Raw genomic sequence first — 24,328 nt, forward strand, 5'->3', positions numbered from 1 at the left:
GTAAATAAATAAATTTGAAACTTAGAATCTGTGATTTGCGTACAGTCTGAAAATGATGATCGATCCTTTGACGGCATTCACGGAAGTCTTGCGGGCATTTGCTAGCCGTCGATCGTGCGATCGTGCGATCGAGTCAGAGGATTTCAGGGTAGCGTACTTTTGGGCTTTGTCTCGATCGCATCCGGGAGCAAGCACACAGGGTTAATAATATAGCTGATTTATGGTTTCAACAACCGTTAAAAATAGTAAAGTTTAATTTTTAGGGTTGAATTATTAGTAATGTTGAGCTATAATATTCTCAATAACCGTGCAATTAGTAATTTTAGTAGTTGCAAACGAGATTCTTAGTATGCCTGTATACGATTATTTGTGTCCCGAAAACAACCAGCAGTTAGAAGTTTGGCACAGCATGAACCTGGAAGTTTCGACTTGGGGCCAACTGTGCGAGTTGGCGAAGCGCGAACCCGGGGAGACTCCCGCAGATGCGCCGGTACGCCGACTGCTGAGCGCTCCGAGGTTGATGAAGCCGACATCCGACACCGATTATAAAAATCAGGGGTTCAGCAAGTACGTGAAGCGGGATGAAGGGGTTTATGAAAATGTCACGGCTAAGGATGGTGAAAGCCGTATTGTCAATCGAGATGGTAAGCCGATTAAAGACTGAACTCGGTAATTGGTAATTGGTAATCGGTAATTGGTAATTGGTAATTGGTAATTATTCCTAATGACTAATGACTAATGACTACTGACTACTGACTACTGACTACTGACTACTGACTACTGACTACTGACTACTGACTACTGACTACTGACTACTGACTACTGACTTCTAATATTATTTGCCAAACCAATCTTTCATTTTTTGTTTTGCTTGTTCTTTAGTATCAGCATTAATGTATACTGAAACAGTAGCTATTGCCGCCAGCAATACTCCTAAATCATCGGTAAATCCGATGCCGACTAATATATCGGGAATCGCATCGACAGGAGATATAAAATAGGTCAAAGCTCCAACTACAACTCCTTTTGCCCAAGCAGGCACGTTTGGGTTTTGAGCCGTATAGTAGAGAATCAAAGCTTTTTCAACTACTTCTCTTCCTGCGGTTAAAGCAAAGTTTTTAAGTTTAGCCCAAAAACTTTCATCTGAATAGTTAATTTGGGGGTTGCTGAGGTGTGTTGTGGTTTCTCTTCGGTCGATCACATCGAGAGGAATGCCCTTAGTTTTAAGCTGGTAAACAGCAGAATTGAAAGATGCTGAAACCTGATTTTTATTGGGCGCGGCCTCCCGTATTTGTTTCATGTCTGCGTTGACATCCACCCCGCCCTATAAGGGCGAGGATTCCTAAGACTCACGACTTAGGTTTCTGCTTCTGTCCCCTAGGGAGTTTCGCACCAGCCTTAACAGATTTACTCTGTTGGGGTCTTACAGTCGCTCCACAGACTGAAACGGCAAGCCCTGCCGCCAAAATGTTCTTCGCCGCATTGATATCACGATCATGGTGCGTCCCACAACTAGGACAATCCCATTCCCGAATATTCAACGGCAACTTGTCAACGATGTGTCCGCAATTTCCACATCGTTTAGAACTCGGAAACCAGCGGTCAATCTTAACTAAAGTGCGACCATACCAATCACACTTGTAGTCAAGTTGTCTGACCAATTCGCCCCAACTTGCATCACTTATAGAAGCGGCAAGTTTGGGGTTTTTAATCATATTCTTCACAGCTAAGTCTTCTACGGCGATGGTTTGGTTTTCACGCACCAACCGCGTCGTTAACTTGTGAAGATAGTCTTTTCTTGCATCAGTAATTTGTTGATGCACTTTCGCTACTTTGAGCCGTGCTTTGTAACGGTTATTTGATCCCTTTTGCTTACGGATTAAAGCTTTCTGCGCTCTTCTGAGCTTGCGATACTTTGTCTTAAATCCTTTGGGATTGGCAATCTTTTCACCAGTGCTTAAAGCAAGCAAGCTTGTAATTCCCAAGTCAATACCGACTTGATCACCTGTTTTGGGTAACTTTTCAATTTCAACATCTACCAGCAGAGAAACTGACCACCTGCCTGATGGTGCAAGCTTTACTGTAATAGTTGATGGTGTCGCACCATTAGGTAATGTCCGGCTCCAGCGAATTGGCAATGCTTGGGTGCTTTTTGCTAGGTAGACTTGTGCATCCCTAAATTTGAACGCTGACTTAGTGAATTCTGCACTACCACCATTGCGTTTCTTTTTGAAGTTAGGATATTTTGCCCGTCCATCAAAAAAGTTGGTATAAGCCGCTTGTAAATGTCTCAAGCATTGTTGCAATGGCACGCAGCTAACTTCGTTAAGAAAATCTAGTTCTTCAGTTTTCTTCCATTCGGTTAACATTGAAGAAGTCTCAGCATACCCTACCCGTTTCTGTTCTGTGTACCAAGCTTCAGTTCTTACTGCTAAAGCACGGTTGTAGACTAAACGGGCGCAACCCAAAGTACGTCGCAACAAACTTTCTTGTTCTGGCGTTGGGTAGAATCGGTAGCTGAAGGCTTTTAATGTCATATTTACCTTAAATGTGCTGCTTTACATAATAGCACGTCTTATGTGAAATAGTACGTCTTAACAAATATCTATGTAAAGCCGTCCTACAAGGACGGGGTTTCAGACCCATTTTCCTTGATGAATTCCTGCATGGCTTGGATTTGCAAGTCGGAAACCGCCAGCAGTTTTTTTGCGGATTGGATCGCCTCGCTTTCTGCCGGATGCAGCGTCTTATTTGCGCCAGCAATGTTAATTAAAAAATACATGACTCCCAAACGCAGCGGTTGTTGTGAATGGCTGAGTGTTTGCAAACAGTCGCCCAGTGATGGGGGACTGGCTGTGTAGGATTGGATTTGAGTTTTTGCAGAGTCAGAAAATTTGTCTAAATTTATGGTTTTAAACAACAAATCTAGTTCGTCAATATCAACGGAACCATCGGCGGCTGCGATCGCAAACAAAGAACCATAAAAAGCTAAAAGTTCGCTTTCTGAGGAGGTGGCAAAAATATCTCTCTCGGACATGATGCTACTCCGATTGATAACGATGCTTTGCATTTTACCACAAAACTCAGCGCGCCATGATTTCAGAAACCGGCAATAATTTTAGACAGCATGAAACAATGGAGGATTTTTTATGAAAGTTGCGATCGTCGGCTGCGGCTATGTGGGTACTGCGACAGCCAAACATTTACGTGGCAAATCTGATTGTACCGTGACGGCGACAACTACCACGGCGACGCGAGTAGTTGAGTTGGAGGGTGTCGCGCAGCGGGTAGCCGTGCTCAAAGGAAATGACAAAGATGCAATGAGGGCTGTACTGCAAGAACAAGATGCTGTTATGCTGTGCGTAGGTGCTCCAAATCCTCATGCTTATCGGGAAAGTTATTTAGATACGGCGACAACTTTAGTAGCGGTTTTACAGCAGATACCGACAGTCAAGCAGGTTATTTATACGGGTACTTATTCTGTGTATGGCGATCGCCAAGGTGAATTGGTAAATGAAGAATCCCCCGTCGCGCCTGCTAATCCAAACGGTGAAATTCTCGCAGAAACAGAACAGGTTTTATTAGCAGCATCTAGTCCCAATCTTCAAGTCTGCATTCTCCGTTTGGGAGGAATTTATGGGCCAGGGCGAGAATTAGTTAAAATCTTTAGAGGCTGGGCTGGGAGCACTCGTCCCGGTAGGGGGGAAGATGCTACTAATTGGGTGCATCGAGATGATATTGTTGGGGGGTTAACGTTTGCTTTGGAAAATCGATTGCAGGGAATTTACAATTTAGTCGGGGATGTGTCGCTATCCAGTGGCGAATTGCTCGATCGCATTTTTGAAACTCACAATCTGCCTAAAGTTTCTTGGGATGGAAGTCCTAGCGTGCGGCCTTATAATGCTAGCGTGTCGAATCAAAAGATTAAGGCGGCGGGTTATCAGTTTGTTTATCCTGAAATTAGGGAGTTTTAGTTGGGCGATCGCTCTTTTGTTAAACCGCATCTTTTTCACAGGCGGGACGCCCGTGCCACAATGAACGCGGATGGACGAAAGGGCGATATTCACCGCTTTAGATTTTTTCCCTAACCCAAATTCTAAATGATTTCAGTAATGCAATTTCTCCCATTGTTTTAGTCTGCTCAAAAAACCTACTCATTTCTGTTGATGATAAAAAGGGAAAAGCAATACTGAAATTGCATTCAACATACTCCTCGGAAGCTAACTGATAAAATTTTAAAACTCGCCCGTTATATCTCCAGAGTTCGGGTACGCCAAGTGCCGAGTAAATTCCTGACTTATTAATTGAACTGCTGGTAATATCTATTTCAATTGCCAAGTCGGGCGGTGGGGCAGTTTCTAAGTCTAGTTCTTGCCTGCCTCTGACTGCTGGTTCACTTTGAATATAATAACAATTGTCAGGTTCTATACCCTTTTTAGCCTGTTCTTGCTTGAGAGTCATTGAGCCAGCACTTTTGATTTCAATGCCGAGTTCTTCTGCTAAAATGAAAATGAAGCGATCGGACTGAATCTTGGGATTTTCATGTTCGTATAAAGGACTCATAATTTCCAACATCCCGTTATCATAAGCTATGCGATAACCTCGGCGATCGCCTATTTCTTTGAGCAACGTTTCAAAGGTTGACCAGCTAATGTTTTCTAGCAGTGTTCTCTGTTCGGCTAAACTTGAAGTAGTAGCAATCATCTCAAAATCTCCTTGAGCTGAGAAAACTCTAGTTTTATTTTACCACAGGCCCAGATACTATGAAAAAGGGGGTTGTTTTTTTGAACCGCCGACATCTGCGGTTCAAAAAAAAGCCATTTCAATCACTAATTAACTTACCCCATAATCCCACCAAAAAAGTCGATCGTCTCTTTCAACGCTTTCACAAACACATCAATCTCCTCGCGAGTATTGTAAAAATACAAACTCGCCCGCGCCGTAGATGAAACGTTCAAATAGCGGTGCAAAGCTTGCGTGCAGTGATGCCCGGAACGAATCGCGACTCCCTCCTGATCTAACATGGTAGACAAGTCTTGAGGGTGAATTTCTCCGGCTGTAAATGCCGCTAATGCAGCCCTACCTTCACCGTTGCTGTCTGGTTGTGGCCCGTAAATTTTGATTTCGGGAATTTGCCGCAATTGTTGGAACATATAAGCATTCAATTCTGCTTCGCAAGCGTGAATCTTATCCATGCCAATGTTACTAAGATAATCGATTGCTGCACCGAGGGCGATCGCCTCTCCGATTGCAGGCGTGCCGGCCTCAAATTTGTGCGGCAAATCGGCATAGGTGGAATAATCTAGAAACACGTCAGCAATCATCTCGCCGCCGCCGAAAAACGGAGGCATTTCTCTCAGCAAGTCCAGTTTACCGTACAGAAAACCGATGCCAGTCGGAGCGCACATTTTGTGACCTGAAGCAACCAGCCAATCGCAATCTATTGCTTGCACGTCTACTATCATGTGCGGCACGCTTTGGCAAGCATCTATTAAAACTCTTGCGCCGAAACTGTGGGCAATTTTGCAGATTTCTTTGACTGGACTGATGCAGCCCAAAGTATTAGAAACGTGAACGGTTGACACCAATTTAGTTTTATGGGAAATCAGCGTTTTAAACTGTTCCAAATCAAACTCGTTAGTTTCCGTTAACTCGACAAACTTCAGCACCGCACCGGTTCTTTGAGCCATCATTTGCCAGGGAACGAGATTGCTGTGGTGTTCCATCACCGACAGGATAATTTCATCTCCGGCTTGCAGATTGCTCAAACCCCAAGAATAAGCGACCAAATTAATCGCTTCGGTAGCGTTGCGAGTGTAAACAATTTCTTGCCGCGACGCCGCATTTACAAACGCCGCAACTTTGTCTCTAGCACCTTCGTAAGCATCAGTCGCTTTGGCGCTGAGAGTGTGAGCACCCCGGTGGACGTTTGCATTGTATTGTCCGTAGTAATCACGCCAAGCGTTGAGCACAGCTAGGGGTTTTTGAGAAGTAGCTGCATTGTCTAAATAAACTAGCGGTTTACCGTTAACTTTTTCATTCAAAATTGGGAAGTCGCCGCGAACTTTTGAGGCAAGTGTTTTTTCTTGAATAAGTGTCATATTTTTTGAAGTTAGTGATTTGTCGTTGGGTGGGGGCGGGTTTACGAGATTGTTGGTTTGAGGCAATTATTATTCGTGAAACCCGCCCCTACAGGCTGTTAAAAATGGTGCAAGATGTTGTAGGGACACAGCACTGCTGTGTCCTCTGTGTCCTCATATTTATGAGTTATCCTTGGACGGCCACGCAGGTAGAAAGCATTTTCGCCACTCCAAGAATCGGTAATTGATTGAGCATTTCCGCCGCAAAAGCATCGATTAGCAAATAGCGACTTCTTTCTAAATCCAAACCGCGACTTTGCAAGTAGAAAAGTTCATCATCTTCTAATTGACTGACAGTTGCACCGTGGGAACATTTAACGTTGTCGGCGACAATTTCCAACTGCGGTTTGGTATCTACGCGAGCTCTCGGCGACAGCAACAAATTCCGGCTCAATTGTCCGGCATCTGTCAATTGGGCGGCTTTGCGAACGAAAACTTTGCCGTTAAATACAGCGCGAGCTTTGTTGCCAATAATGCACTTGTGCAATTGGCGGCTTGTACCGTGGGGGTGATTGAAATCGATTACACTGTGAGTGTCTGATAACTGTTCGCCAAAGGCTACGGTTAAGCCGTTTAAAGTTGTTTCGGTGGCTTCGCCGCGCTGAAAAACTTCTAAATTGTGGCGCGATATTTTGCCTCCCAAGCTGATAGCATGACAAGTATAACGGCTATTTCGAGATTGTTCGATCGCACTTTTGCCGATATGAACAACTTCTCCACCTTCCCGCTGCAGCCGAACGTGATTCACAGTGGCGTTTTCGCCGACAATAACATCCGTTACAGCATTAGTAAACGCTGGTACATTACCGATAGTTGCGTAATCCTCAACTAGCGTGACATTGCTTCCAGGCTCAGCTATGACCAAGCAGTGCGGCTGGGACATCGTGCCAGATGCACCGGGCGCTGTCAGGAACAGCAAGTGAATCGGAAGTTCGATCGACATATTGGCCGGCACGAACACCACCGCAGAATCCGCCAAACCCGCAGTATTCAGCGCGGTAAAAACCTCGGTTTGCTGTCTGTGCTTGCTCAAAACATCGCTGATGCGCCCTTGATATTTTTCGGGTACATTGGATAGATTACCTGCGTAAAAGTCGATCGGCAAATTCGGAAAAACCGACGACTCCACCGTTGACAAATCCGGCGCATAAAACCCGTTGACAAACACCAATCTTAATGGTAAATCTGCCTTGTTTTTCACTGGCATAATGATATCAGCCAGCTTAACTTTTGACTGATTGCTCTGGGGTATATGAAAAGGAATTTGCAACACCGACGACAAATCAGTAAAGCGCCATTCTTCATCCTTCACCGTCGGAAAAGTCGAAGAAAGCACGTATTCAGTCGCCGCATCCCGCAAATCCTGCAACCCGTAAGCAGAACTTTCCTTATTAGCTGCGCCCAACTTGCCGCACTGATTCACCAAATCAGTCAAAAACATTTCCCTACTAGCAACTTGCGTATTCATCATCGCGCGCCCACTCCTGCTGCTTCCTCTTCCACAACCCAGTCATAACCGCGCTCTTCCAATTCGAGCGCCAACTCTTTCGGGCCAGTCAAGATAATTCTACCGGCTTCCATGACGTGAATAAAATCAGGAATAATGTAATTCAGCAACCGCTGATAGTGAGTAATCACCAACATCGAATTCTCAGCAGTTGACAACTGATTCACACCGCCGGCGACAATCTTGAGAGCATCGATATCCAAACCCGAATCAGTCTCATCCAAAATAGCTAACTTCGGTTCCAACAGCGCCATTTGCAAAATTTCATTCCGCTTTTTCTCGCCGCCGGAAAAACCCTCATTAACACTGCGGCCTAAAAAAGAATCATTCATCTTGACAATATCCAGCTTGTCCTCGATTAAATCTTGGAAATCAAAAGCATCTAATTCTTCCAAGCCGCGATGTTTGCGGTGAGCATTGTAAGCCACGCGCAAGAAATCCAGATTACTAACACCGGGAATTTCCAAAGGATATTGGAAAGCGAGGAACACGCCAGCCAAAGAGCGTTCTTCCGGCGCTAATTCCAGCAAATTTTGACCGAGAAAAGTAACTTCTCCGCCCGTTACCGTATAAGCAGGATGACCCGCCAATATCTTGGATAAAGTGCTTTTCCCCGAACCGTTCGGGCCCATAATCGCGTGAATTTCACCCGATTTAATTTCCAGATTCAAACCCTTCAGGATTTGGGTATCTTCCACATTCGCAGTTAAATCGCGGACGGATAGCACCACTTGACTATTTTCAACAATCATCTATTTTTGTCCTTTTCCTCAATGCACTTTACAGTTTTTTTCTCGTTGCTAGCCTGTACCCATTGGTGACAATTTAACGTTAAACCGATAGTCCGCCAGGGAATGAATTCCCTGTCTCAAAGCTAAAGTCCTCGCTATGAGGACTGAGAAGAAAACTTTTAAACTCATTAGTCCTCTTTAGAGGACTTTAGCTATTAGCCAGGGAATTCATTCCCTGGCGGACGGGGAGCTTAAGTTGTCACCGATGGACTCGGCCTGGAAGGGTTTATCGGCCGCGAAAATTATCCGACACTTCCTTCGAGTTTCAGACTCAACAGCTTATCAGCTTCCGCCGCAAATTCCATCGGTAACTGATTGAAAACATCTTTACAGAAACCGCTAATCATCATCGAAATAGCATTTTCTGCGGAAATTCCCCGCTGTGCGAAGAAGAACAATTGCTCTTCCCCAATCTTAGAAGTAGAAGCTTCGTGTTCGACTTTAGCAGTGTGGTTCTGCACTTGAATATAAGGGAAAGTATTCGCTTGAGCGTTGTCGCCAATCAGCATGGAATCGCACTGAGAGTAATTGCGAGAGCCTTTAGAGTTAGGCCCCATTTTCACTAAGCCGCGATAGCTGTTGGATGAATTTCCGGCAGAAATTCCCTTAGAAATAATCGTGCTGCGAGTGTTTTTTCCCACGTGGATCATTTTGGTGCCGGTGTCAGCTTGCTGCTTGTTATTTGTCAGCGCTACTGAGTAGAATTCGCCCACCGAGTTGTCGCCGACTAACACGCAACTGGGATATTTCCAAGTAATCGCTGAACCGGTTTCTACTTGTGTCCAAGAAATCTTAGAATTGACTCCTTGACACAAACCCCGTTTCGTCACGAAGTTGTAAATGCCGCCTTTGCCGTTGGCATCGCCAGCGTACCAGTTTTGCACTGTGGAGTATTTGATATCGGCATTGTCCATTGTTACCAATTCGACTACGGCGGCGTGCAGTTGATTGGTGTCAAACATCGGCGCGGTGCAGCCTTCTAGGTAAGACACAGAACTGTTTTCTTCTGCAACAATTAGGGTGCGCTCGAACTGGCCGGAATCTCCGTTGTTGATGCGGAAATAGGTTGACAATTCCATTGGGCATTTGACGCCTTTGGGAATGTAAACAAAGGAACCGTCGCTGAATACGGCGGAGTTGAGGGCTGCGAAAAAGTTGTCGCCGACTGGTACGACGCTGCCGAGATATTTTTCTATTAATTCGGGATAATCTTTGACGGCTTCTGAGATGGAACAGAAAATAACGCCATCTTTGGCTAACTTTTCTCTAAATGTTGTGGCAATTGAAACGCTGTCGAAAACGGCATCGACGGCGACATTTCCCAGCCGTTTTTGTTCGGAGAGGGGAATGCCTAGTTTCTCGAAGGTTTCTAGGAGTGTCGGGTCTACTTCGTCCAAACTGTTGAGCTTTTTGGGCTTTTGTTTGGGGGCGGAATAGTAGATAATTTGTTGGTAGTCGATCGCGGGATAGTTGACGTGGGGCCAGGTGGGCTCGGTCATTGTCAGCCACTTCCGGTATGCTTTGAGGCGGAATTGCAGCATGAATTCCGGTTCGTTTTTCTTGGCGGAAATCAGGCGGACTACATCTTCGCTCAAGCCGCGGGGGATGGTGTCTGACTCGATGTCGGTGACGAAACCGTATTTATACGGCTGGTTGACTAGGGTTGTGACTGTAGAGCTCATTAATTTTGCGCTTTCGAGTGTTCTGGATATGTCTCTCAAAGATGGCAGACGCGGAACTGTCGGGGGCCCGGCGAGTTCTGGGGGCTGCTGCAAGGAAGTTAAACAACAGATTTGTTGCTTTAGTATATTTTAAGCTACATTAACAACAGTGATATTGTCAAAGTCAAATTAATAATTTTTTGTGAAGATGATGGAGACTACTCAGCAGACTTCCACGAAACAAGACATCCTGCAATATTTGCTCAAGGGGGGGCAGGGGACGGCTCTTGAGTTGGCGGAGTCTTTGGATATCAGTCCGCAGGCGATTCGCCGTCACTTGAAGGATTTGGAAGCGGAGGGGCTGATTCAGTATCAGTCGGTTCAGGCTGGGATGGGGCGGCCGCAGCACATTTATGAGCTTACCAGTCTGGGGCGCGATCGATTCCCGAATCGTTATGGTGATTTTGCTGTCTCTTTCCTGGATACGTTGGCGGAAACCGTCGGCCGCGAGCAAGTGATTACTATCTTGCAAAAACAGTGGCAGCGCAAGGCGACGGAGTATCGGCGGCTGGTGGGTGCGGGTTCGCTGCAAGAGAGGGTGACTAAGCTAATGGAACTTCGCAGGGCTGAAGGTTATATGGCTGAGTGTTATCCTGTAGAATCTGTAGAGGTTGGGATCGGCGATCGCGCTGGTTTGGGCGATCGATTTGTGTTGATGGAACACAATTGCGCGATTTCTAATGTTGCTGAAACTTTTCCGAGTGTTTGTGGCAATGAGTTGGAAATGTTTGCGGCGGTTTTGCCGGATTGTATTGTGGAGCGAACTCACTGGATTATTGATGGGGAACACCGCTGCGGTTATTTGATTGCAAGGAGGAAGGAAGAAGTTCGGCAACGGATTTTGTAACGGATTTAACGGATGTCACGCATGGAAGTTCGACAACGGATGAGTGTAACCGATGTCACGGATATCAGGGATTACCGATTACCGATGACCGATTAGCAATTACTAATTTTTAATATATGGAACCGCTAGCAGATTTTTTAAAGCCGGAAGAGTGTGCGGAAGTTGATATGGCGCTGCTGTCGTCGAAGGAAAAGTTTTCGGCGCGGGTGGCAATTTATGCTTTGAGGGTGCTCAAGCAAATTGCTGGGGAGACTGGGAAGCCGGTGGCTGAGGTGACTAATGGGCAGGTGATGGATTGGATTAAGAATGATGAGAGTATTAAAGGGTCGATCGAACTTGATGCTAGTTTTGAAAACTTTTTTACGAATTTGGTGGTGGCGTCTTTGCGGCCTTTGAGGCAAATTGCGACAGAATCTGAAAGCCCGATCGAACAATTAACAGTTAAGCAGGTCGTGGCGTGGTTTGTGAAGGACGGGAAGATTCGCAGAGAACAGGGAACTGAGGCGGCTTTTTTGGACTTGTGAGTTAAAGGTCGATCGGCCCATCTGGCAAATAATACGTCAAACTCGGCTATTGGGGGCGGTTTCGGGGGATCAAAAAAAAGTTTTGACTTTGGGGTTGACAGACAAAGGAAAACTTGATAAGGTAATTAAGTCGAGCGAAAGAGATGCAGCGCATCAAGCTTAACATTAAGCTAAACGCAGACACAGGATTAAAAGTTTTCAAAGCTTTCCTGGTGCTTATGATGTAATGGAACCACTCCGATCCATCCCGAACTCGGTTGTTAAACGTTGCTATGGCGAAGATACTCGGCGGGTCACTGCCCGGTAAAATAGCTCAGTGCCAGGTTAATAATAAATTAAAGCTCTTTTCCCGCAACAACGGAAAAGGGCTTTAGTTTTTTGGTGAGTTATTACTCATCTACACCACAGCAAGTCTTGCGCCCTTTGTAGAAATCTCAATATTCTGGGCCAGGAACAGATTTTGGGTCGATCGAACTTGATGCGAGTTTTGAACACTTTTTTACGAATAGGGTGGTGGCGTCTTTGCGGTCTTTGAGGCAAATTGCGACAGAAGCTCGGCTATTGGGGGCGGTTTCGGGCGATCGAAAAAAAGTTTTGACAAAGGGGTTGACAGCCTAGGGAAAACTTGATAAGGTAATTAAGTCGAGCAAAAGAGATGCAGCGCATCAAGCTTAATGCAGACACAGGATTAAAAGTTTTCAAAGCTTTCCTGGTGCTTATGATGTAATGGAACCACTCCGATCCATCCCGAACTCGGTTGTTAAACGTTGCTATGGCGAAGATACTCGGCGGGTCACTGCCCGGTAAAATAGCTCAGTGCCAGGTTAATAATAAATTAAAGCTCTTTTCCCGCAACAACGGAAAAGGGCTTTAGTTTTTTGGTGAGTTATTAGTCATTCTCTTTATGGCTTAGCGGTTGAAACCGCTACTAAACAAACGAAGTCGGCCGACGCGGACTGAATAATAAGAGGTAAAAATTTATGAAGATTAGTTATGATTCCGAAATTGATGCTCTCTATATTAGACTTGTAGAAGGTAAGCATCAGTGTCGCACTTTAGAGTTAACTGACGAAATTGCTTTAAATATTGGGGAAAATGAGTTATTGGTAGGGATAGAAGTTTTAGATGCTACACAGGTTTTAGGTAGTGGAAATGTACCTAATGTAGTGCTAGAAAATATAGCTTTTACTGTAGCTTAAATAGGGAAATCAATCGCTACCTGTGTAAAGATAAGTAAGGATGTGTGGAAAAATGATCCGTACTTTTGATGCAAAATCTTATACAGATTTACTTGTTCGCTATCAACCAAAACCGATCGCAAATGAAGCAGAAAACGAGGCCGCGATCGCTCTCGCTTGCGAACTGGAACACGCCCCTATGCGATCGCTGGAGGAAGAGCTATTTCTGGAGCTTTTGATAACGCTGATTGAAAAATTTGAATCTGAAAATTATCCAATTCCTGCAGGTAATGCTGCTTCAATGTTGCAACATTTAATGGATGCGAGGGATTTGGACAAATCCGATCTGATTCCTGTTTTGGGAACGGAAACAGAGGTTGAGAAAGTTTTTGTTAGTGGAAGGGATATCGAAATAGATGAAGCTAGGAAATTAGCTGATTTTTTCCAAGTTGATATTAGTTTTTTTCTTTAAGGGCGATCGGTAACTCGTATCCCAAATCAAAACTACTCAGATTCGATCGTCTTCAAAAACTCGTCTGCTGTGATTACTACCACACCACGAAATGGGTGCAATACGAGCAAATCCCTGTCACCAGTGATGATATAGTTCGCTTCTCCATTTAATGCCAACTCCAAAACCTTGTCATCTTTTGGATCGCGACACTCTTGCACATTGTCAATTATCTCCACTAGAACTGCCCTTTCCACCAAAGCGGCTAAAAATTCCTCCCTTTCTTCACTTGTGACATACCGATTAAATTTTTCGCGCCCCAATACCTCATTCAATTCTTCTAGCAGTTCAAGTGATAGTAATATCTCTCCGTTTGCTAAAGCATATCGAAGGGCGCGATCGGGTTTACTGTTATCAAACAGAATCGCACTGATGATTGTATTTGTATCAAAAACGTAGCGCATCTCACTCCTCAAAAAGAATTGAATCCAAAATTTCTGGGGTCAATCCTCGCGCTTGAGCATTCCGACTAATCTCACTCATTACCTCCTCTAGGGGTCTTTTGCGTCGAATTGCATCACTAAGTTTCAGGCTAAGTAATGCCTCTAATTTACGACGCTGTTCTTCAGAAGCAGCCTCAAATATCTTAGCAACTTCAGCATTAACGCGAATTGCGATCGTTTTGGTTTGCATGATGGTTATGTGATGTTTGAATGACTGTTTTCAAATAAGCTAGAATTGCGGGGGAATCGAACCATTTAATACAATCATAACCAGCGATCGCCCTTATTTTAGCAGTCAAGAGTGGGCGATCGCCTTCCGCCTTCCTCATAGCCCCAATCGCGGGCAAAAGTTGCTGCCTAAACTGTGCTATATTTTTGGCTAATTTGGCGAAGCAATTTAGTGAAATTGTCCTTGTCAGATTCAGTTAAAAACCTATCTACTACCTCTTTTAACCTAGACAAGTCATTGGTATAGTTTTTGTCAGATAGCTGTGACACTAATTGCGACGAGAAAAATTTTACTAAATCAGGTTCATTAGATAAGACATCTACAACATCTTTCAACTTAGACAAGTTCTGACTGTACTTCTCGTCTGATAAAATAGCTACTGCATATTTTAATTGTGGCAACTTGTTTTTATACTTCTCATTAGAAACCAGATCCGATAAGTTTTTGTCACTCCCCACTATAGTTACTAACTCTTGCAACTTAGATAAATTGGTAGAGTATTTCTCGTCTGACAAAATATCTACTACCTTTTTCAACTTAGACAACTCCTGTTTCTGCTTCGCGTCAGATAGCAGTGAAGTTAATTTGCTTTCCGTCTTGACAAATTTTGCTAAATTTTCATAGTTAATGGCATCAGCTTCTGAAAGAATTATTTTCCAAGCCATTTTTGCGTTTGTAAATACAACCCCCTCTTTTGCATCCTTAAAAACACTGTTGTCTATCAAAGCAATTACTTTTTCTCCAGAGTCAAGAGATAGCCATGAAGACAGCGCTTTGGATAGTTTATCTAATGGAATATTAGGAGCAGAAAATCCATCTTTAATACCATTTGTTTGACTTACATTCTTTTGTAAAAATTTTCCGAAATCATCCGCAATGATATTTTCAGTATAGGTGTAGGTTCGAGTTTCTAATTGGTGCAGCACGGATGAATCGCGATTCTTTCCACCTTTGAGTAATGACCAAATTAAAAATGCTGTACCTGATGCAACGAGAGCAGCGCCGCCAGTCATTACACTGAGTCCACCAATAGTCGAGATGGTAGCAGTGATAGCAGCAGCACCGGACAATGTACCTGCTGCTCCCAAAGCACTCGCAGCAGTCCAAGCAGCTAAAATAGTTGCAGTACCGGCGACTGTTCCTGTACCAATTGCAATTCCCAGATTTTTTTGGTCTTCCCTGTCCATTTCCGAGACTAACGCAATAGACAGCAATCCTGCAGCTCCAATTAGCGCGGCTCCTCCTGTTGCTACTGCTAAACCACCCAGCATTCCTAAACCACCAGCCGCGACAGAACCACCACCTAAAACAGCTAAAGTCGCATTGGTTGCAGCCGCCCCAGATAAACTGCTAATACTAACACCCGTTGCTGTTTCTGCTCCAAGTGTACTCAACATTCTCGTAGCTTGTGGAACAATTGCTGCTCCTTTGTCTTTAGCATCCGTCAGTTGCTCTTTAAATGCTTGAGCAGTTTGGACAAAAGCATCGGCTTTTTCACCAGAAGCAATTTGATTCTCTAAATTTTGTTTCCTTGCTATTGAGTAAACAGCTTTAGCATTTTCTGGGATTTTGGCTTTGTTAATGAAGGAGTCTAGCGAGTTCAAAGTTGCTGCATCTTCCACTTTCTTGCCGTCGCGCACCTGCTGATATATTGACTGGTAATTTTGCTTTTGTTCAGCACTCAATTGGCTGTCATTAATTTGTTTGACCAGAATAAAATCAACTGTTAAGCCTCTTGAATTGGCACTGGACAAAGAGTAACTCTGTTTTATTTCTAAAGGCAGCGCCGAACTTGCCACGATTGAGTCAATATCTGTGAGTGCTTTAAAGTCAGGAACAGGTTCGCCGGCGCGGACGTATGCAAAAGTTCCTCTGATTAGTTTCTTCTCTGCCTCAGTCAGTTTAGATTGAGCCAATGTCGATTCAATGGCTTGCCAAATTCCGACCAGGCGTGAATTGGTACTGGCGATTTGGTAACGCTCTTGAATTTGGCTGCCCAGTTTGGAAGAATATATAACATAATCCAGAAAATCCAAGGCGATCAGATCATCAATGTACTCACCATCTTCAACTTGCTCATAAACAAATTTGCATTTCGCTTTGCTTGCTTCTTCGACAAATTGCGTCTTTTTGTCAATTTCTTGATAAATTTCCTCTTTTATTCCGAGTTGTCTATCGTATAAGGTATGCAAAACTACAGTAATATCTTTACCGTCTTGACCGCGCCCTTTGATGGTAATCTCTTGGCTATCTTGAGCTTTGGAGGGAATTTCCACCGGGCAAGGTTCTCCCGATCGCAAAGTAAAAGTTTGCTTTCCTCCTACTCGAGCTGTGGTATAAGGAACAAAAATATGATAGTTCTCCAAGGTAGAGAAATTTTTGCCTAATCCCTCGCTATCAGCCATAGCGCTAGCTGGATCAAGCAAGTCTTTTGTCAATAAACCCAAAGTACCTAAAGCAACATAACTAAGAAAAGAGCGACGGTTGAGAGGAGAAATATTTAGGTGAGTCATAACTGAGTATTTGTAGCTTGAATGTAGTTTTTAGGCGAAATAATCAAATCCGAACTCTAATTTATCAATTTCGTTACTTCCAAATTTACTAGCAAACTTACCCTTAGCCCTAGTGGCCCACCCCAAAGCCTCTGCTTGCTCATAAATCAGATGAGCTTGTTTCTTTGGCGCCAATTTTCCTTGCGACAAAGCAAACTCACTCTATTAAATCACCGACACCCAACTTTGTCAACAGGTGCTTGACTACAAAACTGCGCCTGTTTAGCAAACTGTAATTAAGCCAACAAGGACATCCGCGTGGCCAGATTATTTTGCAACTTGCCTAAAATTACCCGATCGACTATTCTTCCTAGTAGATATCATCTTGATATAACAACCAACAAAAACATGACAGCAATATTACCGCCTTGGATAGTTTTAGACTCCCTATTGCACAACTGGCTACTAGAAGATATCGGTAGGGGCGATCGCACAACATCGGCCTTATTTCCCGCAAACAGCATCCAGGGTACGGCTAAATGGATTGTCAAAGAAGCTGGAGTCATTGCTGGATTGCCAATTGCCGATCGCACATTTAAACTTTTAGACAGCAGCCTCAGTTTCATCCCCCAAGTACCAGAAGGGAAACTGTGCGAAAAAGGAGAAGTAATTGCCGAGATTTCCGGCAATTTCGATGCGCTGCTAACCGGAGAAAGAGTAGCATTAAACTTGGCAATGCGTTTAAGTGGCATCGCTACTTTAACTCAGAAATATGTTGACAAAATTGCCGATTTGTCCGTGCAATTAGTGGATACCCGCAAGACGACGCCGGGATTGAGATTGTTGGAAAAATACGCGACTCAAGTCGGTGGTGCTAGCAATCACCGGATGGGCTTAGATGACGCGGTGATGATTAAAGACAATCACATTGCGGCGGCTGGGGGAATTGCAGAGGCGATCGCCCTAATTCGCAATTCTATCCCCTATCCGCTGACGATCGAAGTCGAAACAGAAACTCTCGCCGAAGTAGAGACAGCTTTGCAGCACAAAGCCGATATTATCATGTTAGATAATATGTCCTTTGATTTGATGCGGCAGGCTGTGGCAATAATTCGCCAAAAGAGCGATCGGGTAAAAATTGAAGCTTCCGGCAATGTTACTTTAGAAACAATTAGAAGTGTAGCCGAAACCGGAGTTGACTATATTTCTACCAGTGCTCCGATTACGCGATCGACTTGGCTGGATTTGAGTATGAAAATTAATAGTAATACCCGCAGTCCGGCAGGGGTTTAAACCCCTGCCTCAAAGCTGAAGTCCTCTAAAAGAGGACTAATAGACATCTCCAAAAAAGAACTTGAAACCCAAGTCAAGCCTAAGCTAAAATCTAATTTCGGGAGAAGTCTAATGAATTATTCAGTCCTCTTTTAGAGGACTTTCGCTATGAGCCAGGGGTTTAAACCCCTGGCGGTATTTGGGGCCCGATCGATATTTCGGCTGAAGTTGATACCAATGGGCAAGGCCGTGTCCGACCTTGCTGAGAGTCAACTGTTAACTATTGGTTAGTTATTACCAATAACCAATAACCAATAACCACTAACTACTAACAAATTACTACTTAGAGATAAAATGAACCCAAAAATGCCCGTCAGGTATACAGAGGCTGCGGATTAAGCGGTAAGTATAGTGCAAGTAAGCACCGCTGACACTTGTATCGTAGCCAGTTCGGAACCACTCGCCATAGGGATCGTGGACGAAGAATCCCTCGCTGTCGTAGCCTGATGCAACTATAATGTGACCGAAAGACGTGAAGTATCCGTGGATGACAGCGGGATTTCCGCTGGCTAGCCAATCTTGAACGTCATCAATAGTTGCATTCTCGGTAAAGAAATCTTGAGCGCCGTAATCTCTAACAATCTTTGCTAAATCGTAGGGGTCCCAGCGACTGTAACCTTTGGCGATCGCATATTCGTAAAGTTCGTCTTCATATTGCCCGGTTTGTTTGCGCCGTGGCACCTTCAAAAAGTCCAGACACATCGCTAATGAAGTTACATTGCAAGAACCTGTAGGATTATTCAAGTTATCCATTTGCGATAGATAAGGAATGCCCAGCCTGACAGTTGGGGGATTCGGTTTCGGAAAAAGCAGAATGCTGTCTTGAGTAATTTGAGCGTGTCCTCCGAAAACATACCAAACCCCTGAACCTTTGAAAGACTCGTTGCGGAGAGCAACTCTGATGTGACAGCGAGCCGGAGCAAAAGCCAGGATCTCCAACTCTTTTCCGGCTGGTATTACTTGTTTTTCTGAGTCCTGAAGTTGAGAAGACGCGACCGGTTTTGATTTAAAAATGGTGTCTCTGAGCGTTTTCAGGATCAGGGGCTGTGTGGGAATGTCCTCTGGTTTGGTTTCGATCAGCTTTTTGGCTGTGACTGCTCCCAAAAAACCCGCTTCGCCGCACTTCATCAGAGTTTGAAATCGGTGGAGGGTGGCGGTAGAGAGAGGGCCAAAAATTCCGTCTACGGGAGGTTTCAGTAAACCTAGGTCAATGAGGCGACTTTGAATTTGGCCACTGAGTTCGTCGTCTGCAGCGATTGCTTTGGCATCGTACCTAATGTTTGAGTTGAGAAAGTTTTGTAATTTCATGCTTGCGTGCCCTGTCAGTCGATTTTAGATTTTAGATTTTAGATTTTAGATTTGACAATTACGACCGCAGATAAATCAGGTGGCCCCAGACTAAATTGCTTGATTGTCAATAATTCCCTGTTTATCGTCTCATAAAATTACGGTGATTTTACCGATCGATCGATTTTAGATTTTAGATTTTAGAATTACGATCGCCGATAAATCCGGTTTCCCTAGACTAAATTGCTTGATTGTCAATAATTCCCAGTTTATCGTCTCATAAAATTACGGTAATTTTGTCGCTCAATCGATTTTAAATTTTAGATTTTAAATTTTAGATTTTAGAATTACGATCGCCAATAAACCCGGTTTTCCTAGACTAAATTGCTGGCTCGTCAATAATTCCCAGTTTATCGTCTCATAAAATTACGGTAATTTTGCCGATCGCCCGTACCTTAAAGGCTTCATACTAATTATTGGATACAAAACCTTCAAGGCGAGAGCCGATCGAATTTCACGCACTATTGACTAAAAATCCCTCGTGCGCGTTGACATTGTTTCTGCCGAATTCCGAATGCTGTTGGATGACTCAAAAGCAGAAGGATAGCAGAATTGCCCTGTTGAGGCGAAGTCCGATTTATGCTTCGTCCGGGCGAATTACCACAACACCCATTGCGTCGGGAGACAGATATTTGACAGCGGCTTCTCGGAGATCCTCGGCAGTCTGAGCTTGGATGCAGGCGGCATAGTTGAGGGCGGGAGCGATATCTCCTACCATCGACTGATAGTAACCGTACAAACTTGCTCGATCGCTCGGAGTTTCGTTACCAAAGATAAACCGATTGGCTACTTGGGTGCGAATGCGGGAAATTTCGGCATCTGTCACCAGTTCGGTTTGGAGAGTGCGGATGTGTTGGACGATCGCAGCTTCCACTGCTGCCAAGTTTTCTGTCGGTAGTTGAGCGGAAATTGAGAATACACCGCCGAGTCGCTGAGTCATGTTGCTGACCGAAATTGACGAAACTAGCCCTTTTTCTTCGCGCAAATCCTGAACCAAGCGAGTTGTGCGGCCGTGTCCCAAAATTGTCGCCAAAACGTCGAGGGCATAAGTTTCGGACATTTCCATGAAACCTGGCACTCGCCACATCACGATCAGTCGGGCTTGCTGAAGGGAAGAGTCTACAAATTCGCGGCGGACTGTTTCTGTAAATGGCGATTCTTGACCGTAGTTCAGGGTTTGGGATTCTGGGTGAAAGTTGCCGACAGCGGGCACATTTATTTTGTTGTTGTGTGCTGTACTTTTTGCTGCAAAACTGTCTGCGACAATTTCTATTAGTCGATCGACTGGCAAATTGCCGACAGCTACGGCTGTCATGGCCCCTGGGTGATATCTGCTGCTGTGGAAATCCCGCATTTGTTGCGCTGTCAACTGTTCGATTACCGCAGTCGGGCCGAGTACCGGTCGCTTGTAGGGCAGGACTTCAAAGGCTAATTCCATCGATCGCTGATAGGTGCGGCGGCGAGGATTGTCTTCCGATCGTCTAATTTCTTCTAAGACTACCAGCCGTTCGCGATCGAAGGCGTCGTCGGGAATGCTGGCGTTGAGCAACACATCGACTTGCAGAGGAGCTAGTTCGGCAAAATCTTTAGGAGCTGTGGTGATGTAATAGTTAGTGTAATCTTGGCTGGTGGCAGCATTGGTGACAGCGCCGCGTTGCTCGATCGCGCGCTCAAATTCGCCACTGGGAATGCTGGGAGTTCCCTTAAAAATCATGTGTTCTAAAAAGTGAGCCATGCCGTTAATGTCGTCTGGTTCGACGGCTGAGCCTAAATTGAGCCACACGCTGAGGTTAACAGCATCGACCGGCAAGTGTTCGGCTATAACGGTGAGGCCGTTGGGGAAATGGCGGATTGTTGGGGCGTTGAGGGGCGATCGAGCGGAGGTTTTGAGTAGGGTGGATGTCATTGTGCTTTTAAATTTATCTTGTTCTTTATATCTTAAAGGGTCATCCGATTTTAGATTTTAGATTTTAGATTTTAGATTGATCCCACGGCTGATGGTTGCTGGGGATGTTGTCGGGGGCGATTCCCTACCCTTCGGGAACGCTTCGCGAACGGGATAGCTTCGCTTCACGCGAAATGCGAGAGCGCTGAGGGCGTGAGGGTTATGAGAAATCTGTGCGATCGACAAAACAAAAGTTGATTTGTTAAAAGTTGCAAGTTATAGTCTAGTTTGAATTTAGCCTTTAATCCCTTCTTTTCGCATTCAATTTTCGGAGTTGCAAATGCAATTTGAGTTTCTGATTCCAAAACGCCCTGTATCTTTGCAAACGAGGCAGAGAAGCAAGCTACAGGATTGGCAAGCATTTGTGCGTACAGAAGCGTCAAAAACTTGGGTAGTAACTCCTTATTCAGGAAACGTTCATTTAACTTTAGTATACCTTTATGATGCTGACCCAGTTGACACTGACAATATCATAAAGCCCATACAGGATGCACTAATTGGGTTAGTTTATGAGGATGATTCACTTGTCACAGATGTGGAGTCGCATCGTCGCTCGCTTAGTGACACGTTTGACGTTGCTTTATGTCCGTCATTGTTGGTCCGTGGCATAATATCTGGCAGTGAGTGCGTTTACGTTAGAATAAATTCAGCAAAAGCATTAGAGAGTTATCTATGACCGCTAAATTAATACACGACAAATCCGTATCTCAAATTGCCGAAAAATACCGACAAGAAGGCTATACAGTATTGGTTGACCCTGAACCAGAAGACATCCCTTTCGATTTAGGGACATATCGTCCAAATTTGATTGTAAAAAAGAACGAAGCCGAAGGTTACATAATCGAATTCAAACGTTCTGCCAGACAAACATCCATAGACAGGTTGAAAGAAATTGCTGAAATTGTTTCTGAAAATATAGGCTGGCGTTTTTTATTGATTACTGAAGAAGATGCTTTACTGAAAGAGAACGCCAAGGAAGTAAATCTATTATCTTGGCAACAGATTTTTAGTAGAAAAACACAGGGTGAACGTCTAATTTCATTAGGAGAAAATGAAGGCGCGTTTTTATCACTTTGGGGAACAATTGAAGCACTCCTGCGTAAACGAGCTGAGGAAGTTACTATTCCCATTGAAAGATTTCCAACTGTATCTCTGATCAAACATATGTATTCCCAAGGAGAACTTTCAATCGAAGAGTACGATCGAGCCATGCTACTTTTAAGCGTAAGAAACCGATTTATTCATGGATTTGAAGCGCCCGAAGCCAATGAGTCTGTATCTGAATTGCTCGCCCTTGTCAATGAATTAATCAGTTTATGGGCACCACAGGCATCTCAGTCCTGAAAGGTTTGGCAATAAGTCCTGAGTTTTTTTTGTGACAGCATTCGATGGAAAATCTAAAATTGCATAAAAACTTAATATTTCCACAGCCGGCTTTTCAACGATTTTGGCGATCGACTTCGGGGAAAATCGGCTTAATTTTGACTGTAGCGCTGACGATCGCGGCACTGTTGGCCCCCCTACTTTCCCCTTACGATCCGGCGGTCGATCGAGATTATTTGTCGCGCTTAGTGGCTCCTAGCGCTAAACATTGGTTTGGCACCGACAGTTTGGGGCGAGATTTGTTGGTGCGGGTGTGGCACGGATTGGGGATATCTTTACTCGTCAGCCTGGTTTCTGTGGGTGCGGGTTTAATTGTGGGAGCGCTTTTGGGGCTGGTGGCCGGGTATTTTCGGGGGTTGCTGGAAATGGCGATCGGCACTTTGGCGGATATTTTGTTAGCTTTTCCTTCGATTTTACTGGCGATCGGCGTTGTTACCGTCACCGGGCCGAGCCTGCAAAGCGTAATTATCGCCGTCAGCCTCGTGCAAATTCCAATTTACATCCGCTTAACTCGCAGTATGGTGCTGTCTCTGCGGGAACAAGAATTTGTTTTGGCTGTCAAAGCCTTGGGCGCCAGCGACTTGCGGATTATTTTTCGCCACATTTTGCCGGGAAGTCTCGCGCCTCTAGTTGTACAAGCAACTCTTTCGACTGGTACGGCGACACTAGAATCTGCCGGTTTAGGTTTTTTGGGTTTGGGCGCACAGCCGCCGGTTCCTGAGTTGGGGACAATGCTTTCTGATGCTTTTAAGGGCGGATACGCTCTTTCTTCTCCTTGGACGATCGTGTTTCCAGGTTTGCTGATTACCTTGACTGTTCTTGGTTTCAACCTTTTGGGAGATGGCCTGCGAGACGTTTTAGACCCCAGAGGGAATTAGAGGGGAAGTGGGGAATTTATACTTCTGCCTTTTACCTTCTGCCTTCTGCCCTCTGCGCCCTCTGCGCCCTCTGCGGTTCATGCCCTCTTCCTTCCTCCTCCCTCTAAAATCTAAAATCTCAAATCTAAAATCGACCGACTTGACTGCTGTCACGATCTACGCGAAACTTTACATACAACTGATGTATTGCTTCTACATATTAATAACTTCTGTTAAGTTGTGACTCAAAACCTATCAATTAGTCAAAATTGATATAGCGCTTTGTCAGTCAGCCAACTCTCAAGAAGCTACTTCAGGAGGCATCGTCCCTGGCTTGCTGGTGTCGGTGTCTGTTCTCAATATTCCTATTCAGTCAGCCCGCATTATGGAAACACTAGAGTTTGTGATCTATCCAGATGGCCGCGTACAGGAAACAGTCACCGGCATTGTCGGTGCTTCCTGTGCTGAGGTAACGGCTGCAATTGAAGCTCAGCTCGGCGTGGTGCTTCACCAAGAGTCAACATCTGAATATTTCACGCAAGCGCTGCATCAGTCAGCCGAAGCGACGGCCCAAGTGGCTTTTAGCGATTGGTAATTTTTTTTGTTGAGTTCACTTAAATTTTTTTGGAATCACCATGTCACACTTTAGCCAAATTAAGACCCAGATCCGCAATTTGAATTCTTTGGAAGCTGCTTTAACTGACTTGGGTATTGACTGGAAGTCTGGCCCGACTGAGGTGCGTGGCTATCGCGGCCTAACCAGCACCGCTGAGGTCGTGATTGAGCAAACAAACGGCTACGACGTAGGTTTTAGCTGGAACGGGACTGAGTATGAATTGGTGGCTGACTTGCAGTTTTGGCAGCAAGCTTGGTCTGTAGACCGTTTTCTCAATAAGGTGACTCAGCGCTACGCTTACCATACTGTGGTGAATGAAAGCGCTAAGCAGGGTTTCCAAATTTCTGAGCAAAAGCAAAATCAAGACGGTTCGCTCCGCTTGGTGGTGCAACGCTGGTGCGCTTAATAATTTTTCGAGATTTTTGCAATCTTGTTTCATCAAAGTCCGCCTGCGCGGACTTATTT

At 44.7% G+C, this 24,328-nt stretch carries 26 protein-coding genes and 2 rRNA genes; 15 read left to right on the forward strand and 13 right to left on the reverse strand.

Annotated features, from left to right (window positions below):
• Positions 1-52: 52 nt before the first annotated feature.
• Both QUB51_RS10355 and QUB51_RS10360 read left to right on the forward strand, forming a co-directional pair.
• Complete coding sequence (locus QUB51_RS10355) at positions 53-205, forward strand: hypothetical protein (protein ID WP_333231591.1); 153 nt, start codon at positions 53-55, stop codon at positions 203-205.
• Positions 206-349: 144 nt separating this feature from the next.
• Positions 350-664 carry a zinc ribbon domain-containing protein gene (locus QUB51_RS10360; RefSeq protein ID WP_333052014.1) on the forward strand — a complete coding sequence of 105 codons (315 nt, stop codon included), beginning with the start codon at positions 350-352 and terminating at the stop codon, positions 662-664.
• Positions 665-835: 171 nt separating this feature from the next.
• Here the strand turns inward: QUB51_RS10360 and QUB51_RS10365 are convergent, their stop codons facing one another.
• The 3 genes from QUB51_RS10365 to QUB51_RS10375 all read right to left on the reverse strand — a co-directional run bounded on the left by QUB51_RS10365 (position 836) and on the right by QUB51_RS10375 (position 3,070).
• Positions 836-1,300 carry a YkvA family protein gene (locus QUB51_RS10365; protein ID WP_333052012.1) on the reverse strand — a complete coding sequence of 155 codons (465 nt, stop codon included), beginning with the start codon at positions 1,298-1,300 and terminating at the stop codon, positions 836-838.
• 49 nt (positions 1,301-1,349) lie between these two features.
• Positions 1,350-2,537 (reverse strand): RNA-guided endonuclease TnpB family protein, encoded by a 1,188-nt coding sequence (locus QUB51_RS10370; RefSeq protein ID WP_333052010.1) that lies wholly within the window; start codon positions 2,535-2,537, stop codon positions 1,350-1,352.
• A gap of 83 nt (positions 2,538-2,620) precedes the next feature.
• Positions 2,621-3,070 (reverse strand): hypothetical protein, encoded by a 450-nt coding sequence (locus QUB51_RS10375; RefSeq protein ID WP_333207745.1) that lies wholly within the window; start codon positions 3,068-3,070, stop codon positions 2,621-2,623.
• Between the two features lie 79 nt (positions 3,071-3,149).
• Between QUB51_RS10375 and QUB51_RS10380 the strand changes: the two genes are divergently transcribed.
• The gene (locus QUB51_RS10380; protein ID WP_333207744.1) at positions 3,150-3,974 is read left to right on the forward strand and encodes an NAD-dependent epimerase/dehydratase family protein; all 825 of its coding nucleotides are present in this window, start codon (positions 3,150-3,152) and stop codon (positions 3,972-3,974) included.
• Positions 3,975-4,071: 97 nt separating this feature from the next.
• On the opposite strand, the gene QUB51_RS10385 is transcribed toward QUB51_RS10380, so the two are convergent.
• The 5 genes from QUB51_RS10385 to sufB form a co-directional block, all read right to left on the reverse strand.
• Positions 4,072-4,704 carry a Uma2 family endonuclease gene (locus tag QUB51_RS10385; protein ID WP_333052003.1) on the reverse strand — a complete coding sequence of 211 codons (633 nt, stop codon included), beginning with the start codon at positions 4,702-4,704 and terminating at the stop codon, positions 4,072-4,074.
• 134 nt (positions 4,705-4,838) lie between these two features.
• A complete protein-coding gene (locus tag QUB51_RS10390) occupies positions 4,839-6,101 on the reverse strand; it encodes a SufS family cysteine desulfurase (protein ID WP_333052000.1) in 1,263 nt (420 codons plus the stop codon).
• 166 nt (positions 6,102-6,267) lie between these two features.
• Positions 6,268-7,611: a Fe-S cluster assembly protein SufD gene (sufD, locus tag QUB51_RS10395; RefSeq protein ID WP_333207743.1), complete on the reverse strand. Its 1,344-nt coding sequence runs from the start codon at positions 7,609-7,611 to the stop codon at positions 6,268-6,270.
• Positions 7,608-8,399 carry a Fe-S cluster assembly ATPase SufC gene (gene sufC, locus QUB51_RS10400; protein WP_333051994.1) on the reverse strand — a complete coding sequence of 264 codons (792 nt, stop codon included), beginning with the start codon at positions 8,397-8,399 and terminating at the stop codon, positions 7,608-7,610. The genes sufD and sufC overlap by 4 nt, the downstream gene beginning before the upstream one ends.
• Positions 8,400-8,680: 281 nt before the next feature.
• Positions 8,681-10,120, reverse strand: coding sequence for a Fe-S cluster assembly protein SufB (sufB, locus tag QUB51_RS10405; RefSeq protein ID WP_333231595.1), 1,440 nt, complete (start codon positions 10,118-10,120; stop codon positions 8,681-8,683).
• 187 nt (positions 10,121-10,307) lie between these two features.
• On the opposite strand from sufB, the gene sufR reads away from it, so the two are divergent.
• The 6 genes from sufR to QUB51_RS10435 all read left to right on the forward strand — a co-directional run bounded on the left by sufR (position 10,308) and on the right by QUB51_RS10435 (position 13,180).
• On the forward strand, positions 10,308-11,006 hold the full coding sequence (gene sufR, locus QUB51_RS10410) for an iron-sulfur cluster biosynthesis transcriptional regulator SufR (RefSeq protein WP_333231597.1): 699 nt from the start codon (positions 10,308-10,310) through the stop codon (positions 11,004-11,006).
• A 116-nt stretch (positions 11,007-11,122) separates the two neighbouring features.
• Positions 11,123-11,530, forward strand: a complete 408-nt coding sequence (locus tag QUB51_RS10415; protein ID WP_333160838.1) for a hypothetical protein — start codon at positions 11,123-11,125, stop codon at positions 11,528-11,530.
• A gap of 208 nt (positions 11,531-11,738) precedes the next feature.
• Positions 11,739-11,855, forward strand: a 5S ribosomal RNA gene (gene rrf / locus QUB51_RS10420).
• 383 nt (positions 11,856-12,238) lie between these two features.
• Positions 12,239-12,355: ribosomal RNA gene (gene rrf, locus QUB51_RS10425) — 5S ribosomal RNA — on the forward strand.
• Positions 12,356-12,510: 155 nt separating this feature from the next.
• On the forward strand, positions 12,511-12,729 hold the full coding sequence (locus QUB51_RS10430) for a DUF2283 domain-containing protein (RefSeq protein WP_333207739.1): 219 nt from the start codon (positions 12,511-12,513) through the stop codon (positions 12,727-12,729).
• A 52-nt stretch (positions 12,730-12,781) separates the two neighbouring features.
• Positions 12,782-13,180, forward strand: a complete 399-nt coding sequence (locus tag QUB51_RS10435; protein WP_333259814.1) for a transcriptional regulator — start codon at positions 12,782-12,784, stop codon at positions 13,178-13,180.
• Positions 13,181-13,212: 32 nt separating this feature from the next.
• Here QUB51_RS10435 and QUB51_RS10440 read toward each other — a convergent pair whose 3' ends face one another.
• The 3 genes from QUB51_RS10440 to QUB51_RS10450 all read right to left on the reverse strand — a co-directional run bounded on the left by QUB51_RS10440 (position 13,213) and on the right by QUB51_RS10450 (position 16,404).
• Positions 13,213-13,623 carry a putative toxin-antitoxin system toxin component, PIN family gene (locus tag QUB51_RS10440; RefSeq protein WP_333259817.1) on the reverse strand — a complete coding sequence of 137 codons (411 nt, stop codon included), beginning with the start codon at positions 13,621-13,623 and terminating at the stop codon, positions 13,213-13,215.
• Position 13,624: 1 nt separating this feature from the next.
• On the reverse strand, positions 13,625-13,852 hold the full coding sequence (locus QUB51_RS10445; RefSeq protein ID WP_333259820.1) for a hypothetical protein: 228 nt from the start codon (positions 13,850-13,852) through the stop codon (positions 13,625-13,627).
• Between the two features lie 167 nt (positions 13,853-14,019).
• On the reverse strand, positions 14,020-16,404 hold the full coding sequence (locus QUB51_RS10450) for a hypothetical protein (RefSeq protein ID WP_333259823.1): 2,385 nt from the start codon (positions 16,402-16,404) through the stop codon (positions 14,020-14,022).
• Between the two features lie 387 nt (positions 16,405-16,791).
• On the opposite strand from QUB51_RS10450, the gene nadC reads away from it, so the two are divergent.
• Entirely contained in the window at positions 16,792-17,676 is an 885-nt protein-coding gene (gene nadC, locus QUB51_RS10455) for a carboxylating nicotinate-nucleotide diphosphorylase (RefSeq protein ID WP_333259825.1), read from the forward strand.
• A 318-nt stretch (positions 17,677-17,994) separates the two neighbouring features.
• Here nadC and QUB51_RS10460 read toward each other — a convergent pair whose 3' ends face one another.
• Both QUB51_RS10460 and QUB51_RS10465 read right to left on the reverse strand, forming a co-directional pair.
• Positions 17,995-19,023: a C39 family peptidase gene (locus QUB51_RS10460; RefSeq protein ID WP_333259828.1), complete on the reverse strand. Its 1,029-nt coding sequence runs from the start codon at positions 19,021-19,023 to the stop codon at positions 17,995-17,997.
• A gap of 616 nt (positions 19,024-19,639) precedes the next feature.
• Positions 19,640-20,968: a pitrilysin family protein gene (locus tag QUB51_RS10465; RefSeq protein ID WP_333259831.1), complete on the reverse strand. Its 1,329-nt coding sequence runs from the start codon at positions 20,966-20,968 to the stop codon at positions 19,640-19,642.
• Positions 20,969-21,287: 319 nt separating this feature from the next.
• On the opposite strand from QUB51_RS10465, the gene QUB51_RS10470 reads away from it, so the two are divergent.
• From QUB51_RS10470 to QUB51_RS10490, 5 genes are all read left to right on the forward strand, one after another.
• Positions 21,288-21,683, forward strand: a complete 396-nt coding sequence (locus tag QUB51_RS10470; RefSeq protein ID WP_333051961.1) for a RusA family crossover junction endodeoxyribonuclease — start codon at positions 21,288-21,290, stop codon at positions 21,681-21,683.
• Positions 21,680-22,351: a hypothetical protein gene (locus QUB51_RS10475; protein ID WP_333051958.1), complete on the forward strand. Its 672-nt coding sequence runs from the start codon at positions 21,680-21,682 to the stop codon at positions 22,349-22,351. The genes QUB51_RS10470 and QUB51_RS10475 overlap by 4 nt, the downstream gene beginning before the upstream one ends.
• Positions 22,352-22,395: 44 nt before the next feature.
• Complete coding sequence (locus QUB51_RS10480; RefSeq protein ID WP_333051956.1) at positions 22,396-23,268, forward strand: ABC transporter permease; 873 nt, start codon at positions 22,396-22,398, stop codon at positions 23,266-23,268.
• Positions 23,269-23,632: 364 nt separating this feature from the next.
• Positions 23,633-23,842 carry a DUF2997 domain-containing protein gene (locus tag QUB51_RS10485; RefSeq protein ID WP_015176940.1) on the forward strand — a complete coding sequence of 70 codons (210 nt, stop codon included), beginning with the start codon at positions 23,633-23,635 and terminating at the stop codon, positions 23,840-23,842.
• A gap of 40 nt (positions 23,843-23,882) precedes the next feature.
• Positions 23,883-24,269 (forward strand): DUF1257 domain-containing protein, encoded by a 387-nt coding sequence (locus QUB51_RS10490; RefSeq protein WP_333051955.1) that lies wholly within the window; start codon positions 23,883-23,885, stop codon positions 24,267-24,269.
• The last annotated feature ends 59 nt before the right edge of the window (positions 24,270-24,328 follow it).

It is taken from the genome of Microcoleus sp. AT8-A3 (genome assembly GCF_036705675.1).
GTDB lineage: Bacteria > Cyanobacteriota > Cyanobacteriia > Cyanobacteriales > Microcoleaceae > Microcoleus.

What these genes read in the sequence shown, in the direction of transcription:
- QUB51_RS10430 (WP_333207739.1), top strand. Translation starts at nt 12,511, where the DNA reads ATGAAGATTAGTTATGATTCCGAAATTGATGCTCTCTATATTAGACTT.
- QUB51_RS10480 (WP_333051956.1), top strand. Translation starts at nt 22,396, where the DNA reads ATGGAAAATCTAAAATTGCATAAAAACTTAATATTTCCACAGCCGGCT.
- QUB51_RS10440 (WP_333259817.1), bottom strand. Translation starts at nt 13,623, where the DNA reads ATGCGCTACGTTTTTGATACAAATACAATCATCAGTGCGATTCTGTTT.
- QUB51_RS10415 (WP_333160838.1), top strand. Translation starts at nt 11,123, where the DNA reads ATGGAACCGCTAGCAGATTTTTTAAAGCCGGAAGAGTGTGCGGAAGTT.
- sufC (WP_333051994.1), bottom strand. Translation starts at nt 8,399, where the DNA reads ATGATTGTTGAAAATAGTCAAGTGGTGCTATCCGTCCGCGATTTAACT.
- QUB51_RS10475 (WP_333051958.1), top strand. Translation starts at nt 21,680, where the DNA reads ATGACCGCTAAATTAATACACGACAAATCCGTATCTCAAATTGCCGAA.
- QUB51_RS10390 (WP_333052000.1), bottom strand. Translation starts at nt 6,101, where the DNA reads ATGACACTTATTCAAGAAAAAACACTTGCCTCAAAAGTTCGCGGCGAC.
- QUB51_RS10460 (WP_333259828.1), bottom strand. Translation starts at nt 19,023, where the DNA reads ATGAAATTACAAAACTTTCTCAACTCAAACATTAGGTACGATGCCAAA.
- QUB51_RS10380 (WP_333207744.1), top strand. Translation starts at nt 3,150, where the DNA reads ATGAAAGTTGCGATCGTCGGCTGCGGCTATGTGGGTACTGCGACAGCC.
- QUB51_RS10490 (WP_333051955.1), top strand. Translation starts at nt 23,883, where the DNA reads ATGTCACACTTTAGCCAAATTAAGACCCAGATCCGCAATTTGAATTCT.
- QUB51_RS10485 (WP_015176940.1), top strand. Translation starts at nt 23,633, where the DNA reads ATGGAAACACTAGAGTTTGTGATCTATCCAGATGGCCGCGTACAGGAA.
- QUB51_RS10470 (WP_333051961.1), top strand. Translation starts at nt 21,288, where the DNA reads ATGCAATTTGAGTTTCTGATTCCAAAACGCCCTGTATCTTTGCAAACG.
- sufR (WP_333231597.1), top strand. Translation starts at nt 10,308, where the DNA reads ATGATGGAGACTACTCAGCAGACTTCCACGAAACAAGACATCCTGCAA.
- sufD (WP_333207743.1), bottom strand. Translation starts at nt 7,611, where the DNA reads ATGATGAATACGCAAGTTGCTAGTAGGGAAATGTTTTTGACTGATTTG.
- QUB51_RS10375 (WP_333207745.1), bottom strand. Translation starts at nt 3,070, where the DNA reads ATGCAAAGCATCGTTATCAATCGGAGTAGCATCATGTCCGAGAGAGAT.
- nadC (WP_333259825.1), top strand. Translation starts at nt 16,792, where the DNA reads ATGACAGCAATATTACCGCCTTGGATAGTTTTAGACTCCCTATTGCAC.
- QUB51_RS10385 (WP_333052003.1), bottom strand. Translation starts at nt 4,704, where the DNA reads ATGATTGCTACTACTTCAAGTTTAGCCGAACAGAGAACACTGCTAGAA.
- sufB (WP_333231595.1), bottom strand. Translation starts at nt 10,120, where the DNA reads ATGAGCTCTACAGTCACAACCCTAGTCAACCAGCCGTATAAATACGGT.
- QUB51_RS10365 (WP_333052012.1), bottom strand. Translation starts at nt 1,300, where the DNA reads ATGAAACAAATACGGGAGGCCGCGCCCAATAAAAATCAGGTTTCAGCA.
- QUB51_RS10355 (WP_333231591.1), top strand. Translation starts at nt 53, where the DNA reads ATGATGATCGATCCTTTGACGGCATTCACGGAAGTCTTGCGGGCATTT.
- QUB51_RS10445 (WP_333259820.1), bottom strand. Translation starts at nt 13,852, where the DNA reads ATGCAAACCAAAACGATCGCAATTCGCGTTAATGCTGAAGTTGCTAAG.
- QUB51_RS10360 (WP_333052014.1), top strand. Translation starts at nt 350, where the DNA reads ATGCCTGTATACGATTATTTGTGTCCCGAAAACAACCAGCAGTTAGAA.
- QUB51_RS10465 (WP_333259831.1), bottom strand. Translation starts at nt 20,968, where the DNA reads ATGACATCCACCCTACTCAAAACCTCCGCTCGATCGCCCCTCAACGCC.
- QUB51_RS10370 (WP_333052010.1), bottom strand. Translation starts at nt 2,537, where the DNA reads ATGACATTAAAAGCCTTCAGCTACCGATTCTACCCAACGCCAGAACAA.
- QUB51_RS10435 (WP_333259814.1), top strand. Translation starts at nt 12,782, where the DNA reads ATGATCCGTACTTTTGATGCAAAATCTTATACAGATTTACTTGTTCGC.
- QUB51_RS10450 (WP_333259823.1), bottom strand. Translation starts at nt 16,404, where the DNA reads ATGACTCACCTAAATATTTCTCCTCTCAACCGTCGCTCTTTTCTTAGT.